This window comes from Stenotrophomonas sp. Sm10 (assembly GCF_030985515.1).
In the GTDB taxonomy this organism is placed as follows: domain Bacteria; phylum Pseudomonadota; class Gammaproteobacteria; order Xanthomonadales; family Xanthomonadaceae; genus Stenotrophomonas; species Stenotrophomonas hibiscicola.
Genome location: NZ_JAPTFO010000040.1, coordinates 1 through 14,279, shown reverse-complemented (window position 1 = coordinate 14,279; position 14,279 = coordinate 1). Strand labels below are relative to the sequence as shown.

Annotated in this window: 15 protein-coding genes; 10 read left to right on the top strand and 5 right to left on the bottom strand. The window is 66.8% G+C overall.

The window, feature by feature from the left end; all coding sequences use genetic code 11:
* Window positions 1-143: 143 nt before the first annotated feature.
* The 4 genes from edd to zwf are packed head-to-tail and all read right to left on the bottom strand — an operon-like array spanning window position 144 to window position 5,278.
* Window positions 144-2,060 (bottom strand): phosphogluconate dehydratase, encoded by a 1,917-nt coding sequence (gene edd, locus O0J15_RS12540; RefSeq protein WP_021202019.1) that lies wholly within the window; start codon window positions 2,058-2,060, stop codon window positions 144-146.
* Between the two features lie 58 nt (window positions 2,061-2,118).
* Window positions 2,119-2,841, bottom strand: a complete 723-nt coding sequence (pgl, locus tag O0J15_RS12535) for a 6-phosphogluconolactonase (protein ID WP_058980277.1) — start codon at window positions 2,839-2,841, stop codon at window positions 2,119-2,121.
* Window positions 2,838-3,845 carry a glucokinase gene (glk, locus tag O0J15_RS12530; RefSeq protein ID WP_019661196.1) on the bottom strand — a complete coding sequence of 336 codons (1,008 nt, stop codon included), beginning with the start codon at window positions 3,843-3,845 and terminating at the stop codon, window positions 2,838-2,840. Before glk ends, pgl begins: the two co-directional genes overlap by 4 nt.
* A complete protein-coding gene (gene zwf / locus O0J15_RS12525) occupies window positions 3,842-5,278 on the bottom strand; it encodes a glucose-6-phosphate dehydrogenase (RefSeq protein WP_019661197.1) in 1,437 nt (478 codons plus the stop codon). Before zwf ends, glk begins: the two co-directional genes overlap by 4 nt.
* A gap of 352 nt (window positions 5,279-5,630) precedes the next feature.
* Here zwf and O0J15_RS12520 point away from each other — a divergent pair, with 352 nt between their 5' ends.
* On the top strand, window positions 5,631-6,713 hold the full coding sequence (locus tag O0J15_RS12520) for an ABC transporter ATP-binding protein (RefSeq protein WP_019661198.1): 1,083 nt from the start codon (window positions 5,631-5,633) through the stop codon (window positions 6,711-6,713).
* A 159-nt stretch (window positions 6,714-6,872) separates the two neighbouring features.
* Here O0J15_RS12520 and O0J15_RS12515 read toward each other — a convergent pair whose 3' ends face one another.
* The gene (locus O0J15_RS12515; RefSeq protein WP_308305742.1) at window positions 6,873-7,748 is read right to left on the bottom strand and encodes a folate-binding protein; all 876 of its coding nucleotides are present in this window, start codon (window positions 7,746-7,748) and stop codon (window positions 6,873-6,875) included.
* A 39-nt stretch (window positions 7,749-7,787) separates the two neighbouring features.
* On the opposite strand from O0J15_RS12515, the gene O0J15_RS12510 reads away from it, so the two are divergent.
* From O0J15_RS12510 to lolD, 9 genes are all read left to right on the top strand, one after another.
* Window positions 7,788-7,958: a DUF1674 domain-containing protein gene (locus O0J15_RS12510; protein ID WP_074901279.1), complete on the top strand. Its 171-nt coding sequence runs from the start codon at window positions 7,788-7,790 to the stop codon at window positions 7,956-7,958.
* A 56-nt stretch (window positions 7,959-8,014) separates the two neighbouring features.
* A complete protein-coding gene (gene sdhC, locus O0J15_RS12505; protein ID WP_005416132.1) occupies window positions 8,015-8,407 on the top strand; it encodes a succinate dehydrogenase, cytochrome b556 subunit in 393 nt (130 codons plus the stop codon).
* Complete coding sequence (gene sdhD / locus O0J15_RS12500; protein WP_005409077.1) at window positions 8,404-8,790, top strand: succinate dehydrogenase, hydrophobic membrane anchor protein; 387 nt, start codon at window positions 8,404-8,406, stop codon at window positions 8,788-8,790. Before sdhC ends, sdhD begins: the two co-directional genes overlap by 4 nt.
* 31 nt (window positions 8,791-8,821) lie before the next feature.
* Window positions 8,822-10,612, top strand: coding sequence for a succinate dehydrogenase flavoprotein subunit (gene sdhA / locus O0J15_RS12495; protein ID WP_014036803.1), 1,791 nt, complete (start codon window positions 8,822-8,824; stop codon window positions 10,610-10,612).
* Between the two features lie 66 nt (window positions 10,613-10,678).
* On the top strand, window positions 10,679-11,464 hold the full coding sequence (locus O0J15_RS12490; protein WP_005409079.1) for a succinate dehydrogenase iron-sulfur subunit: 786 nt from the start codon (window positions 10,679-10,681) through the stop codon (window positions 11,462-11,464).
* Window positions 11,465-11,562: 98 nt separating this feature from the next.
* Entirely contained in the window at window positions 11,563-11,811 is a 249-nt protein-coding gene (locus O0J15_RS12485; protein WP_019661201.1) for a succinate dehydrogenase assembly factor 2, read from the top strand.
* Entirely contained in the window at window positions 11,762-12,211 is a 450-nt protein-coding gene (locus O0J15_RS12480; RefSeq protein ID WP_021202023.1) for a hypothetical protein, read from the top strand. Before O0J15_RS12485 ends, O0J15_RS12480 begins: the two co-directional genes overlap by 50 nt.
* 23 nt (window positions 12,212-12,234) lie before the next feature.
* Window positions 12,235-13,476: a lipoprotein-releasing ABC transporter permease subunit gene (locus O0J15_RS12475; protein ID WP_019661203.1), complete on the top strand. Its 1,242-nt coding sequence runs from the start codon at window positions 12,235-12,237 to the stop codon at window positions 13,474-13,476.
* Window positions 13,469-14,182: a lipoprotein-releasing ABC transporter ATP-binding protein LolD gene (gene lolD, locus O0J15_RS12470; RefSeq protein WP_111098759.1), complete on the top strand. Its 714-nt coding sequence runs from the start codon at window positions 13,469-13,471 to the stop codon at window positions 14,180-14,182. Before O0J15_RS12475 ends, lolD begins: the two co-directional genes overlap by 8 nt.
* The last annotated feature ends 97 nt before the right edge of the window (window positions 14,183-14,279 follow it).

Below are 14,279 nucleotides of genomic sequence, written 5' to 3'. Positions count from 1 at the left end.
CGCTTTGCTTGCGAAGCACCGCTTTGCAAGCGCCCGAACGCCCAACCGCCAGCGGTTGGGCCGGTCCCGTAGGGGGGTTTACGGCGTGTCCCGGCCAGGGCGCTCTACTGCCCAAGCCGGGAAGCCTGCCGCGGCTTTTCGCTTCAGGCGTCTTTCGCCTCATGCGGCGCTGCCGCCGCCGCGGCATCATGCCCCAGCTCGTACTCCGCGTCGTACTCCCACGGCCCGCCATCGGCCGCCGCCGGACCGCACGAAATCGACATCGCTCCCTGGTCGGCCGGGCCCACCACGCGACGGTTGACCGCGAACAGATTGCGGCCCAGGTCATGCGCGGCCGGCGCAGTGTTCGGAGCCAGCGGACGCGCCGCCCATTCGGCCGGGTCCACCAGCACCTCCAGCGTGCCGGCCTCGCCGTCCAGCCGGATCATGTCGCCTTCGCGAACCTTCGCCAGCGGGCCGCCGCGCGCCGCTTCCGGCGTCACGTGGATCGCCGCCGGAATCTTGCCCGAGGCGCCGGACAGGCGGCCGTCGGTGACCAGCGCCACGCGTCGGCCCTGGTTCTGCAACAGGCCCAGCAGCGGCGCCAGCGAATGCAGTTCCGGCATGCCGTTCGCACGCGGGCCCTGGTAACGCACCACCGCCACGAAATGCTCGGGCAGCAGGCCACCGGCGTGCAGCTTGTTCAGCACCTGCGGTGCATCGACCACCACGGCCGGTGCTTCGATCGTGCGGTACTGCGGCTTCACCGCCGACAGCTTGATCAGCGACTTGCCCAGGTTGCCGCGCAGCAGGCGCAGGCCACCCTGGTGTTCGAACGGATTGTCGACGCCACGCACCACCTCGTCATCGGCGCTGCGTTCCAGGCCCGGCAGATAAACCAGTTGGCCGTCGCGCAGCTGGGGTTCGCGGGCGTAGTCGGCCATGCCGCCACGGGCCACGCTGACCAGGTCGCCATGCATCAGGCCGGCCTTGATCAGCTCGCCGAACACGAACGCCGGGCCACCGGCGGCGGCGAAGCGGTTCACGTCGGCCTCGCCGTTCGGGTAGACGCGGGCCAGCAGCGGAATCAGCTGCGACAGCTCGTCGAAGTCGTCCCAGGTCAGCACGATGCCGGCCGCACGCGCCACCGCGATCCAGTGGATGGTGTGGTTGGTCGAACCGCCGGTGGCCATCAGCGCGATGACCGCGTTGATGATCGCGCGCTCGTCGATGATCCGGCCCAGCGGACGGAAGTCATCGCCCAGCGCAGTGATGTCCAGTGCACGTTCGGTCGCTTCGCGGGTAAGAGCGTCGCGCAGCGGGGTGCCCGGATTGACGAACGACGCGCCCGGCAGCTGCACGCCCATCGCTTCCAGCAACACCTGGTTGGAGTTGGCCGTGCCGTAGAAGGTGCAGGTGCCGGCGCCGTGGTAGGAGGCCGACTCGGCTTCCAGCAGTTCTTCACGGGTGGCTTCGCCGGCGGCATAGCGCTCGCGAACTTCCGCCTTCTGCTTGTTGGGTATGCCCGGGGTCATCGGGCCGGCCGGCACGAACACCGCCGGCAGGTGGCCGAAGGCCAGTGCGCCGATCAGCAGCCCCGGCACGATCTTGTCGCAGACACCGAGGTAGACGGTGGTATCGAACATGTCGTGGCTGAGCCCGATCGCCGTCGCCTGCGCGATCACATCGCGCGAGAACAGCGACAGCTCCATGCCACCACGGCCCTGGGTGACGCCGTCGCACATCGCCGGCACACCGCCGGCCACCTGCGCGGTGGCGCCCAGCTCGCGGGCGATCTGGCGGATCTGCTCGGGATAGGTCTCGAACGGCTGGTGCGCCGACAGCATGTCGTTGTAGGCGGTGATGATGCCAAGGTTCGGTGTCACCCCACCGCGCAGGCGGCTCTTGTCGGTGCCGCCACAGGCGGCGAATCCGTGGGCGAGGTTGCCGCAGCTCAGGCGGCTGCGGAACGGGCCTTCGCGCAGGGAGGCGTCGATCGCGGCCAGATAGGCGGCGCGCGAGGCCGCGCTGCGGCGGATGACGCGCTCAGTGATGGCTTGCAGTTGCGGATGGAGGCTCATTGGCTACCGGCGTTCGTGGTGGCGAGAGGCAAGCGGCGGCGTGGCGCCGCCGCCGACATCAATCAGCCCAGTGGACGCGCAGGCGCGCGCCTTCCAGGTTGATTGCATTGAGGATCGGGTACTGCTGGGGGTCATTGCTGTCCAGTGCCTGGCGCAGTACCTGCAGCTTCTGCTTGCCGCGCAGCAGCAGCAGACGCTGGCGGCACTGGCGCAGGCCGTGCGGGGTCAGGGTGATGCGCAGCGGCCACTGGTTCGCGCCCGGGCAGCCGGTGGCATCCAGTGCCGCATAGGGCAGGGTGCTTTCCAGTGCACGGGCCAGGTCCTTCGAACCCGGGAACAGCGAGGCGGTGTGGCCATCGTTGCCCATGCCCAGTGCCACCAGGCTGGGTGGCTGGCTGTGCTGGGCCTGCAGGTTGGCGGTGTAGACGCACTCCGTCAGCGGCTTGCCGATCCGCACCAGCGGATCGAAGTGCGCACCCTCGGCACGCTTGAGCAGGTGCTCGCGCACCAGCCAGGCGTTGCTGTCGCGATCCTGCGGCGACAGCCACCGCTCATCGGCCAGGCTCACTTCCACCCGGTCCCAATGCACGTCCAGTTCGGCCAGTGCCTGGTATACCGGCGCCGGCGTGGTGCCACCGGAGAGCAGGATGCGGGCCCGGCCCACCTCATTGATGTCGTGGTTGAGGGTCTGCGCCATTTCGGCGGCCACCGCCTCGATCCAGCCATCGGCGTCGCCGTGCTGGATGAACTCGATGCGGTCGTCGTGGAAGGTGGGGCTCATGCGGCAACTCCTGGTGCGTCACGTTCGGCGTCGGCAGCATAGGCGGCAGCGCCCAGCAGTCCGGCGTGGGGATGCATCACGGCAAGCGATGGCACCCTCGCCATGATCGAAGAGAACCGCCCCTTGTGTTCGAAGCGCTGGCGGAAGCCGGAGTGCTGCAGTGAATCGAGCATCTTCGGGGTCAGGCCGCCCGTCAGGAACACGCCGTCCCAGGCGCCCTGGGTCAGTACCAGATCGCCGGCGATGGCGCCGAACACCGCGCAGAACACGTCCACGGTGCGCATTGCCTGCGGATCACCGTGCAGGGCACGCGCGGTCACGTCTACCGGCTGCAGCTGGCCGGGGTCGATGCCGGCCATCTCGCACACGGCGCGATGGATGTTGACCAGCCCGGGTCCGCAGATCAGGCGTTCGTTGGAGACGCGGCCGAACTGCTCGGAGAGGATTTCCAGGATGCGGATTTCTTCCGGTGTGCCCGGTGGGAAACTGACATGACCGCCTTCGGTTTCCAGCGGATAGCAGCGGCCGTGGCGCATGATCAGGCCACCGACGCCGAGCCCGGTACCGGGCCCGATCACCGCGTAGTTGCGCGGCTGTCCCGGCTTGCCCGGTACCCAGGCGGCGCCGCCGACCTGGACGACGTCCTCGGGCTGCAGCAGCGAAATCGCCATCGCCTGTGCGGCGAAGTCGTTGATCAGGTGCAGCTCGTCGAACCCCAGCATCGCGGCGGTGCGGCTGCGCGAGATCACCCACGGATGATTGGTGATGCGCGCCTCGTCACCGTCGACGCGGCCGGCCACTGCGAACACGCCGCGGCTGGCCGCAGCGCCGATCTGCTCCAGGTGGTGGCGCGCGGCATCACCCAGCGACGGGAATTCCGCCACCGCGTACTCGCGGATGCTCTCCTTGAGCAGCGGCGCGTCCTGCGAGGTGTCGGCCAGGGCGAAGCGGGCATTGGTGCCGCCGATGTCGGCAACCAGCACCGGCTGCGAGATGGCACTCATGCCGAGGCCCCGCTGTCCGGCGCGTCCACGCCCTGCGGCAGGAACTCGCCTGCATTGCTCGGGCCCCACTGGCCAGCAGGATACGGTTCCAGCGGCAGCTTGGCCTCCTTCCAGGCGTCGGCAACGCTGTCGATCCAGGCCCACGCTGCGCGCACTTCGTCGTCGCGCACGAACAGCGTGTGGTTGCCGTTGAAGGCATCCAGGAACAGGCGTTCGTAGGCGATGCGGCGGTGCAGGCCGGTCGGCACCGACAGTTCCAGTTCCAGCGGATGCAGTTCCAGGGCACCCCATTCCGGGCCGGCCAGGCTGCTCATCAGGCCCAGTTCGATGTTTTCCTGCGGCTGCAGCTGGAACACCAGGCGGTTCGGCGCGGCCTGCGCGCGCTGCGGGCGCTCGAACAGCCAGTGGGTGACCGGCTTCAGCGTGACCACCACGCGGGTGGTGCGCTCGGGCAGGCGCTTGCCGGTGACCAGGTGGAACGGCACGCCGCTCCAGCGCCAGTTGTCGATATGCGCGGTGACACCGGCGAAGGTTTCCACGTCGCTGCCTTCCGGCGGCTGGTAGGCCTGGGCCGGCTGGCCATTGATGGTGCCGGCGGTGTAGCGGCCACGGATGCTGTCACGCGCGGCGTGCCTGGCATCGAGCGGGCGCAGGGCGCGCAGCACCTTGACCTTCTCGTCGCGGATGCGATCGGCTTCCAGCGATGCCGGCGGTTCCATCGCCACCATGCACAGCAGCTGCAGGATGTGGCTCTGCACCATGTCCCGCAGCGCGCCGGAGCGGGCGTAATAGGCATCGCGGCCATCCACGCCTTCGCTTTCGGCCACCAGGATGTGCACCGATTCGATGTAGTTGCGGTTCCACACCGCTTCCAGCAGCGTGTTGCCGAAGCGCAGTGCGATCAGGTTCTGCACCGCGGCCTTGCCCAGGTAGTGGTCGAGGCGGAACACGCGGTCCTCGTCGATCCACTGGCCGATGGTGCTGATGATTTCCTCGGCGCTCTCGCTGTCGCTGCCGATCGGCTTCTCCAGCATCAGGCGTGCCGGCGCGGCGAGGGCGCCGCCCTTGGCCAGGCCTTCGCAGGTGGAGATGTACAGGCCCGGCGGAATGGCCAGGTAGCTGACGCACTTGCGGTGCACCAGGTCGGAGACGGCGGCGGCAACTGAGTCGACATCGCGCAGGTCCACCGAACGGTAGTCGATGCGGCGCAGCAGGGCAGCGATGTCGTCCTGCGTGGCCATCGGCATGGCCTGCTGCAGGCGCGGCCGGAGGATGTCATGGAAAGCTTCGGTGTCATGCCCGGACAGGGCCAATGCGCGGATGCGGAAGTCCTCCGGCAGCAGGCCGTCGCCAAGCAGGCGAAGCAGCGAAGGGAACAGGTAGCGCTGGGCCAGATCACCTGTGGCACCGAACAGGAAGAGGGTGTCGTGCATCGCTCGAGTTTCAGATCCGGGTGACATCGTTGTCAATCGCTTCATGGCTGGGTTCGGGGGACATCCGCGCAACTGCCTGTCCGAGGTTCGTCAGGGGCGATCTCCGGTGTTGCGGAAGATCGTTCCATTCGAAACCACTACCTCGGCGGAACCTTCGTTCAACCGCCGACGCAGATCGGTGCGCACCGATCATCGGATAGTGCCACGTGAAAACGTTTACATGGCAGAATGGGCAACTGTATTCGATTGCAGTGCTCGCCGTCATGCGGCAGGCGCGCAATCATCACTGCCATCGGGAGGGCCGAGGCAGTCCCAAAAGACAGCCCGGCTTCGGGCGGACCGGATAGGTGATATGGCAAAAGTGCAGTTGCAGGGTGTGCGCAAGGTCTATGACAACGGCCAGGTCGCGGTGAAGGACGCCACCTTCGAGGTCGCCGATGGCGAGCTGATGGTGCTGGTCGGACCGTCCGGCTGTGGCAAGTCGACCCTGTTGCGGATGGTGGCCGGCCTTGAAGAGATCAGCGGTGGCACGCTGACCATTGGTGATCGCGTGGTCAACGACGTGGCGCCGAAGGATCGCGACATCGCCATGGTGTTCCAGAGCTACGCGTTGTACCCGCACATGACCGTGGCCGAGAACCTGGCCTTCGGCCTGAAGCTGCGCGGGCATGACAAGGCGACCATCGACAAGCGCATTGCCGAGGCGGCGCAGACGCTGGGCCTGACCGAGATGATGGACAAGCTGCCCAAGGCGATGTCCGGTGGCCAGCGTCAGCGCGTGGCACTGGGCCGGGCGCTGGTGCGCGAGCCGGCGGTGTTCCTGCTCGACGAGCCGCTGTCCAACCTCGACGCCAAGCTGCGTCACAGCGTGCGTACCGAGATTGCGCAGCTGCACCGGAAGCTGGGCACCACCATGATCTACGTGACGCACGACCAGGTTGAAGCGATGACCCTGGGTCAGCGCATCGTGGTGCTGAAGGACGGCATCATCCAGCAGATCGATACGCCGATGGCGCTGTACGACCGCCCGGCCAACCTGTTCGTGGCTGGTTTCCTCGGCAGCCCGGCGATGAACGTGCTGCGTGGCACGCTGCAGGGCGATGCCGGTGGCGTGACCGTGGTCGACGGCCAGTGGCGTGCACCGCTGGGCCAGGCCACGATCGATCCGGCATGGCTGCAGAAACCGATCGCGGTGGGCGTGCGCCCGGAGCACCTGCAACCGGCTGCTGCCGATGATGCGCACGCGTTCATCGCGCGCATTGAGGGCATCGAACCGGTCGGCAACGAGATCTTCGTCAACCTCAGCAGTGGCCAGCATGCGCTGACCATGCGCGTGGCACCGCAGGCGTTGCCTGCGGTGGGCGATGACATCCGCGTGGCGATCCACCCGCAGGGCCTGCATTTCTTCAACGCAGAGAGCGGCGAGCGCCTGTAACGGGTAGTGCCGGCCGCTGGCCGGTAACCTCAACCCTGCATGGTTGCCGGCCAGCGGCCGGCACTACCATTCCTTCACCGAAGGCGTGCGGACCAACGGTCCGCACCCACCGGGTCGGTCAGTAGATCCACGCCATGCGTGGATGAGGGCGCGTCAGATTCAGCGCGCCAATCCATCCAGCAGCGGCACGCGCTGCGCAATGGCATCACCCACCTGCAGCTCGGCGTCGCCAGCCTCCAGTGGCAGCACCGCCAGCGCCAGCTCGCCGGCCACGCTGGCGATTGTGCCCAGCGTCGCGCCGTCCTGCTGCACGCCATCGCCGGCCTGTGCGGGTGCCGCGGTATGCAGCAGCTGCACCGCGCGCTTGGCCTTGCCGAGGAAATGGGTGCGGGCGACGATTTCCTGGCCGGGGTAGCAGCCCTTCTTCACGCTATAGCCATTCAGGCGGTCCAGGCCCAGCTGCTGCGGGGTCCACACTTCGCGCTGGCTCTCTTCCAGCCGTGGCAGGCCGTAGCGCAGGTCGGCCTGGCGCCAGGCCAGGGCAAAAGCAGTCTCATCGGCTTCAGAACTGGCGGCGAACGCTTCGGCGCTGCCGATGCGCAAGGTGCGCGGCAGTGCATCGCTGCCCAGGTCCAGCTCCCAACCCTCCTCTGCGGCCTGCGCAATCGCCGCGCCGCTGGCGGCCTCGGGCGCGGTGAAGGCGCCGGCCGCTGCCAGATCGCTGCGTCCCTGCACCTTCACCTTGCGACGGAACACGAAGCGCTGCAGTTGCGACGCAATCGCATCGGCATCGCCGTCGGCCAGCACCAGCATCACGTGATCGTCGGCCAGCCGGAGCAGCTGGAACACCGCCAGAGTGCGGCCCTTGGCACTCAGCCAGGCACTCCACTGCCAGTGCAACAGGGGCAGGGCGGTGACATCGCTGCTGAACTGGGCGTGGGCGAAGGCGGCCGCATCCGGGCCCTGCAGGCTCAGCAGCTGGTGGCCGGGCAGGCGCGGATATCCGACGAAAGCAGGGGGCAGGTTGTCAGGCACGTGAACGAGGTCTAAAATTTGTGCGTTGCGAGACCGAACATGATAGGCCAAACAACCCCCACTCCCGACGACGAAACTGAAGCCCCGCTGGTCCCTGCGGCACCCGTGCCCGTGGAGCAGGAAAAGGCAGAGGAATTCGGCGGCCGCGGCGGACTTGATCCGGTGCGGTATGGCGATTGGGAGAAAAACGGACGCTGCATCGATTTCTGATCAGCATTGAGCCAACGCGGCCGCGTGCCGCCCAGCCGAGACAACGAGCCCAGCGAATGGCGACCAGACAACGCCCACTTTCCCCGCACCTTCAGGTGTATCGCTGGCAGATTCAGATGGCCACCTCGATCCTGCATCGAGCCACCGGCATCTTTCTGTCTGTTGGTGCCCTCATCATCGCTGCCGGCCTGCTGGCCCTGATGATGGGGCCCGAGTCCTGGAACTGCTTCACCGGCCATGCCGGGGCCTGGTATGGCCGCGTGTTCCTGTTCGCGTGGACATGGTCGTTCGCCTATCACCTGTGCAATGGCATCCGCCACGTGGTGCAGGACTTTGCCATCGGCTTCAGCATCCCGGCCTTCATCCGCAGCAGCTGGCTGTCGGTCATCGGCAGCCTGGTGATCACCCTGCTGGTGTGGGCCTATGTGATGTTCGGAGGTGCCGCGTGAGCAAGTTCCGTACCCCGTTGAAGAACGTGCGCGGCCTGGGCTCGGCCAAGACCGGCACCGAGCACTTCGTGCACCAGCGCCTGACCGCCGCCGCACTGGTGGTGCTGGGCATCTGGTTCCTGGTCTTCGTGCTGGGCCTGCTCGGCTCGGACTACGCGACCGCCGCCGCCGCCGTGGCCAAGCCGTGGAACGCGGTGCCGCTGATCGGCCTGCTGATCGCCATGTTCTGGCACGCGCAGCTCGGCATGCAGGTCGTGCTGGAAGACTACATCCACGAATCGCTGCTGGCCCTGGTGCTGCAGACCGCGGTGAAGTTCGTCGCCGTGCTCGGCATGATCGTCAGTGTGTTTGCGGTGGGCCGCATCGCCCTCGGCGTTGCCTGAGCCCAGGCACCTACACAGGAATCCAGATTAGATGTCCGCTTACAAGATCACCGAACACAAGTACGACATGGTCGTGGTCGGCGCCGGCGGTGCCGGCCTGCGCGCCACGTTCGGCCTGGCCGCCAAGGGCCTGCAGACCGTGTGCCTGACCAAGGTCTTCCCGACCCGTTCGCACACCGTTGCCGCCCAGGGCGGTATTTCGGCCGCACTCGGCAACATGGGCGAGGACGACTGGCGCTACCACTTCTTCGACACCATCAAGGGGTCGGACTGGCTGGGTGACCAGGACGCCATCGAGTACATGTGCCGTGAGGCCATCCCGGCCATCATCGAACTTGAACACTACGGCGTGCCGTTCTCGCGCACCGCCGAGGGCAAGATCTACCAGCGTCCGTTCGGTGGCATGACCACCAAGTACGGCGAAGGCCCGGCGGCGCAGCGTACCTGCGCGGCGGCCGACCGTACCGGCCACGCGATGCTGCACACCCTGTACCAGCAGTCGCTGAAGCACGATGCGCGCTTCATGATCGAGTACTTCGCGCTCGACCTGATCTTCGACGACGAAGGCGCCTGCCGCGGCGTGCTGGCTCTGGACATGTCCGATGGCACGCTGCACCTGTTCCGCGCCCAGGGCGTGGTGCTGGCCACCGGCGGCTACGGCCGTGCCTACTTCAGCGCCACCTCGGCGCACACCTGCACCGGCGACGGTGGCGGCCTGGCCATGCGTGCCGGCATCGCCATGCAGGACATGGAGTTCGTGCAGTTCCACCCGACCGGCATCTACGGCGCCGGCTGCCTGATCACCGAGGGTGTCCGCGGTGAAGGCGGCATCCTGCGCAACAGCAGCGGCGAGCGCTTCATGGAGCGCTATGCACCGCACTACAAGGATCTGGCCTCGCGCGACGTGGTCAGCCGTTCGATGACCATCGAGATCCGCGAAGGCCGCGGCGTCGGCGAGCACAAGGACCACATCCTGCTCGACCTGACCCATCTCGGCCCGGGCGTGATCGACGAGAAGCTGCCGGGCATCGCCGAGAGCGCCCGCATCTTCGCCGGCGTCGACGTGCACAAGCAGCCGATCCCGGTCATTCCGACCGTGCACTACAACATGGGCGGCATCCCGACCAACTACCACGGTGAAGTGGTGCAGAAGGTCGGCGACAACGACAACGCCGTGGTGCCGGGCCTGTACGCCATCGGCGAAGCGGCCTGCGTCTCCGTGCACGGCGCCAACCGCCTGGGCTCGAACTCGCTGCTCGACCTGGTGGTGTTCGGCCGTGCGGTGGCCAACCGCTGCGCCGAGACCATCAAGCCGGGCGCCGCGCACAAGCCGCTGCCGGCCGATGCCTGCGACAAGGCGCTGGGCCTGCTGGACAAGCTGCGCCACGCCAACGGCGATACCCCGACCTCGGTCATCCGCGACCGCATGCAGCGCACCATGCAGGCCGACGCGGCCGTCTTCCGCACCAGCCAGACGCTGAAGGAAGGCTGCGAGAAGATGGACAAGATCTTCGACTCGTTCCAGGACGTGAAGGTCTCCGACCGCTCGCTGGTCTGGAACTCGGACCTGATCGAGACCTACGAGCTGAACAACCTGCTGCTCAACGCGGTGGCGACGATCAACTCGGCCGAACAGCGCAAGGAAAGCCGTGGTGCGCATGCGCACGAGGACTATCCGGACCGCGACGACGTCAACTGGCAGAAGCACACCCTGGTCAGCGTCGACGAGAAGGGCAAGTGCAGCTTCGACTACCGTCCGGTGCACATGTACACGTTGACCGACGACGTGTCCGTGGTGCCACCGAAGCCGCGCGTGTACTGATCCGACCCCGCCTACCATGCAATCCGCGCCCACGGGCGCGGGCCGCCTGAGCCAACGAGAGCAGCCATGGCCGAGTTTTCACTCCCCAAGAATTCCAAGATCACGAAGGGCAAGCACTTCCCCGTCAAGAACGGCGGCAAGAATGTGCGCACCTTCAAGATCTACCGCTGGAGTCCGGACGACGACAGCAACCCGCGCACCGATACCTATGAGGTCGATCTGGATGCCTGTGGCCCGATGGTCCTGGACGCCCTGATCAAGATCAAGAACGAGATCGACCCGACCCTGACCTTCCGCCGCTCGTGCCGCGAAGGCATCTGTGGTTCGTGCGCGATGAACATCGACGGCACCAACACCCTGGCCTGCACCCGAGCCATCTCGGACTGCGGCAAGAAGGAAGTGCCGATCTACCCGTTGCCGCACATGAACGTGGTCAAGGATCTGGTTCCGGACCTGACCCACTTCTACGCGCAGTACGCCTCGATCAAGCCGTGGATCCGCACCCAGACCCCGGCACCGCCGGACCGCGAGCGCCTGCAGTCGCCGGAAGACCGCAAGAAGCTGGACGGCCTGTACGAGTGCATCCTGTGCGCCTGCTGCTCGACCAGCTGCCCGAGCTACTGGTGGAACGGCGAGCGTTACCTGGGCCCGGCAATCCTGCTGCAGGCCTACCGCTGGATCATCGACTCGCGCGATGAGGACACCGGTGCGCGCCTGGACGATCTGGAAGATCCGTTCAAGCTGTACCGCTGCCACACCATCATGAACTGCGCCCGCACCTGCCCGAAGGGCCTGAACCCGGCGCTGGCGATCGCCGAGATCAAGAAGCTGATGATGGAACGCCGCGCCTGATCAGGCCTGGCTGTACCCGGTAGAGCCACGCCATGCGTGGCTGCACCACCTCAGTAGAGCCACGCCATGCGTGGCTTTGCTGTATCTGGAGAAGCACGATGGAAGAAGACGTTCTGCTGAAGAAGCTGCGCTGGCGCTGCCGCCGCGGCATGCGTGAGCTGGATCAGCTGTTCGAGCGCTATCTCGACCACGAATGGCGCACTGCGCCCACCGAAGAGCGCGAGGTTTTCCTGTTCCTGCTCGACTGCGAGGACGATAAGTTGTGGCGCTGGTTCATGGGTTATGAGGCCTGCCCGCATGCGCACGCGATCCCCCTCATGCAGAAGATCCTCACCCTCAAGCCTTGAGTGGCGCCCTTCGAGGCTGCAGGCCGCCGCTCAGTTGGCGGTGCTGCTGGCCGCACCCTGGCTGTTGCGCGCCTCGGATCTGCCTGCGCGGCTGCTGATGCCCGCGCTGCTGCTGGCCTGGGGCGTCGGCTTGGCCGAACTGGCCTGGCGCCAGCGCAGGCCACGCGTACAGGTGCTTCTTGCGCCGCTTCCCGAACCACTGCAGGTGGCCGGGCAGGACGTTGATACGCCACGGCTGGTGGTGCGTGGCCCATGGCTGTTGTTGCTGTGGTGTGAGGATCGGCGCCGCCGGCGCCTGCTGTTCTGGCCCGATGTGCTCGATTCCGGGCAGCGACGTGAACTGCGACTGGCCGTGGCCGCACGCGGCGTTTCCCGTCGGCCCCGGTCAATGGCACCATAAGCTGAATTGACTGGCGTGCCTGCATGTTCAAACCCATTCCCGTGGCGATCGGCCTGCGCTACCTGCGTGCCAAGCGCCGCAACGGCTTCATCTCCTTCATCTCGATGGCATCGATCCTGGGCATCGCGCTCGGCGTTACGGTGCTGATCACCACCTTGGCCGTCATGAGCGGTTTCCAGAAGGAAATCCGCAGTCGTCTGCTGCAGATGACCGCGCACACCACCATCAGCCGCGACGGCGAACCGATGCCGGACTGGATGCGGGTGGTCGACGTGGCCAGGAAGGATCCGCGTGTGGCCGGCGCCGCACCGTACATCGAGATCCAGTCGATGATCAGCGGCCCGCGCGTGCAGGGCGCGATCATCCAAGGCATCGATCCGGCGCTGGAGCCGAACGTCTCGGTGATCGACAAGAAGATCACCAAGGGCAGCTATGACAGCCTCAAGCCGGGCAGCTTCAACCTGCTGCTGGGCAAGGAGCTGGCGATCTGGCTGGGCGTGGACGTTGGTGACCAGGTGCTGGTGACCTTTGCCGAAGTGCAGGGCACGCCGGCCGGCGCGGTGCCGCGGATGAAACGCTTCACCGTCAGTGGCCTCTTCGAGGCCGGCTACAACGAGGTCGATCGCGGCGTCGGCTTCGCCAACATGCAGGACCTGGAGCGCGTGCTGCGCAGCGACGGTGCCACCGGCGTGCGCCTGAAACTGCACGACATGGACCGCTCGCTGGAGGTGGGCGTGGATCTTGCGCAGAACCTCGGTGGCGCCTACCGCGTAAGCGACTGGACCCAGCAGAATGCCAACCTCTACCACTCACTGCGCATGGAAAAGGTGGTGATGGGCATCCTGCTGTCGCTGATCATCGCCATGGGTGCGTTCAACCTGGTGTCTTCGCAGGTGATGCTGGTGACCGACAAGCAGGCCGACATCGCCATCCTGCGCACCCTCGGCCTGACCCCGGGTGGCGTGATGCAGGTGTTCATGGTGCAGGGTTCGCTGATCGGCATCTTCGGTACGCTGGCTGGCCTGATCGGCGGCATCACCCTGACCCTCAACCTGGAACGCATCCTCGGCGCCATCGAGAGCGTGTTCAACGTCAAGCTGCTGCCGGAGGATGTGTACTACATCACCGGCCTGCCGACCGACATGCAGACGGGCGACGTGGTGGCGATCACCGTGGTCGCGCTGCTGATGAGCTTCCTGGCCACCCTGTATCCCGCCTGGCGGGCAGCACGCACCCAGCCGGCGGAGGCCCTGCGTTATGAATAAGGTCTTCAACCGCGGCGACGAAGTGATCCGTGCCGAAGCACTGGGCAAGACCTACGCTGAAGGGCGCATGCAGACCCCGGTGTTCGATGGGCTGGACCTGACCGTGACCGCCGGCGAAACGGTGGCGATCATCGGTGCCTCCGGCGCCGGCAAGAGCACGCTGTTGCACCTGCTGGGTGGCCTGGACATTCCCACTGCCGGTGAGGTCTATGTGACCGGCCAGCGCATGTCGGCGCTGTCGGATACCGCGCGCGGTCTGCTGCGCAACCAGGCGCTGGGCTTCGTCTACCAGTTCCATCACCTGCTGCCGGAGTTCACCGCGCTGGAAAACGTGATGATGCCGGTACTGCTGGCTGGCACTGCGGTAGCAGAAGCGAGCGGCCGGGCCACCACGCTGCTGGAAGCGGTCGGCCTCGGCCATCGCCTGGATCACAAGCCGGGCGAGCTGTCTGGTGGTGAGCGGCAGCGTGCTGCGGTGGCGCGGGCACTGGTCAATCACCCGGCCTGCGTGCTGGGCGACGAGCCTACCGGCAACCTGGATGACCGCACGGCGGCAACGGTGTTCGAGCTGATGCTTGAACTCAACCGCGCGCGCCATACCAGCCTGGTGCTGGTGACCCATGACCGCAGCCTGGCGCGTCGCCTGGACCGGGTGCTGGAACTGCGGGAAGGGCGCCTGCACGCACTGGCCCACGCCGACGTCTGAGGCGCTGGGCCCGCTTTGGTGGAAGCCGACCTGGGTCGGCTGCTCCTTCAGGGCAAGCGCCAAGCAAGGTTGGCGTCTACCGTGGTCCGGCCAGCAG

What these genes read in the sequence shown, in the direction of transcription:
- edd (WP_021202019.1), bottom strand. Translation starts at nt 2,060, where the DNA reads ATGAGCCTCCATCCGCAACTGCAAGCCATCACTGAGCGCGTCATCCGC.
- pgl (WP_058980277.1), bottom strand. Translation starts at nt 2,841, where the DNA reads ATGAGCCCCACCTTCCACGACGACCGCATCGAGTTCATCCAGCACGGC.
- glk (WP_019661196.1), bottom strand. Translation starts at nt 3,845, where the DNA reads ATGAGTGCCATCTCGCAGCCGGTGCTGGTTGCCGACATCGGCGGCACC.
- zwf (WP_019661197.1), bottom strand. Translation starts at nt 5,278, where the DNA reads ATGCACGACACCCTCTTCCTGTTCGGTGCCACAGGTGATCTGGCCCAG.
- O0J15_RS12520 (WP_019661198.1), top strand. Translation starts at nt 5,631, where the DNA reads ATGGCAAAAGTGCAGTTGCAGGGTGTGCGCAAGGTCTATGACAACGGC.
- O0J15_RS12510 (WP_074901279.1), top strand. Translation starts at nt 7,788, where the DNA reads ATGATAGGCCAAACAACCCCCACTCCCGACGACGAAACTGAAGCCCCG.
- sdhC (WP_005416132.1), top strand. Translation starts at nt 8,015, where the DNA reads ATGGCGACCAGACAACGCCCACTTTCCCCGCACCTTCAGGTGTATCGC.
- sdhA (WP_014036803.1), top strand. Translation starts at nt 8,822, where the DNA reads ATGTCCGCTTACAAGATCACCGAACACAAGTACGACATGGTCGTGGTC.
- O0J15_RS12490 (WP_005409079.1), top strand. Translation starts at nt 10,679, where the DNA reads ATGGCCGAGTTTTCACTCCCCAAGAATTCCAAGATCACGAAGGGCAAG.
- O0J15_RS12485 (WP_019661201.1), top strand. Translation starts at nt 11,563, where the DNA reads ATGGAAGAAGACGTTCTGCTGAAGAAGCTGCGCTGGCGCTGCCGCCGC.
- O0J15_RS12480 (WP_021202023.1), top strand. Translation starts at nt 11,762, where the DNA reads ATGCGCACGCGATCCCCCTCATGCAGAAGATCCTCACCCTCAAGCCTT.
- O0J15_RS12475 (WP_019661203.1), top strand. Translation starts at nt 12,235, where the DNA reads ATGTTCAAACCCATTCCCGTGGCGATCGGCCTGCGCTACCTGCGTGCC.
- lolD (WP_111098759.1), top strand. Translation starts at nt 13,469, where the DNA reads ATGAATAAGGTCTTCAACCGCGGCGACGAAGTGATCCGTGCCGAAGCA.